The sequence below is a fragment of the Paenibacillus sp. Y859 genome (assembly GCF_056786405.1).
This window is the reverse complement of sequence record NZ_JBXCIZ010000042.1, coordinates 1-897: the sequence shown is the minus strand read 5'-3', so window position 1 is coordinate 897 and position 897 is coordinate 1. Positions and strand designations below refer to the sequence as shown.

Sequence of the window (897 nt, the reverse complement as noted above, 5' to 3'; positions counted from 1 at the left end):
TGGTTAAGCTACTAAGAGCACACGGAGGATGCCTAGGCGCTAGGAGTCGATGAAGGACGTGGCGAACAACGAAACTGCCTCGGGGAGCTGTAAGCAAGCTTTGATCCGGGGGTGTCCGAATGGGGAAACCCGGCTGTGTTAATACGCAGTCACTCACATCTGAATACATAGGATGTGTAGAGACAGACCAGGGGAACTGAAACATCTAAGTACCCTGAGGAAGAGAAAACAATAGTGATTCCGTCAGTAGCGGCGAGCGAACGCGGATTAGCCCAAACCAAGGAGCTTGCTCCTTGGGGTTGTGGGACGTCTCACATGGAGTTACAAAGGAATATATTAGGCGAAGAGGTCTGGAAAGGCCCGGCATAGAAGGTAAAAGCCCTGTAGCTGAAAGTATGTTCTCTCCGAGACGGATCCCGAGTAGTGCGGGGCACGTGAAACCCCGTATGAATCCAGCAGGACCATCTGCTAAGGCTAAATACTCCCTAGCGACCGATAGTGAAACAGTACCGTGAGGGAAAGGTGAAAAGCACCCCGGAAGGGGAGTGAAATAGAACCTGAAACCGTGTGCTTACAAAAAGTCAGAGCCCTATTAATGGGTGATGGCGTGCCTTTTGTAGAATGAACCGGCGAGTTACGTTCCCGTGCAAGGTTAAGCTGAGAAGGCGGAGCCGCAGCGAAAGCGAGTCTGAATAGGGCGAATTTAAGTACGTGGACGTAGACCCGAAACCGAGTGATCTACCCCTGTCCAGGGTGAAGGTGCGGTAACACGCACTGGAGGCCCGAACCCACGCATGTTGAAAAATGCGGGGATGAGGTGGGGGTAGCGGAGAAATTCCAATCGAACTCGGAGATAGCTGGTTCTCCCCGAAATAGCTTTAGGGCTAGCCTCGGAAT

The 897-nt window shown here is 52.3% G+C and carries 1 rRNA gene; it reads left to right on the top strand.

The annotated features are described in order from the left end of the window. Nucleotide 1: 1 nt before the first annotated feature. A 23S ribosomal RNA gene (locus tag AC1TO8_RS23835) occupies nucleotides 2-897 on the top strand; the annotation flags it as partial.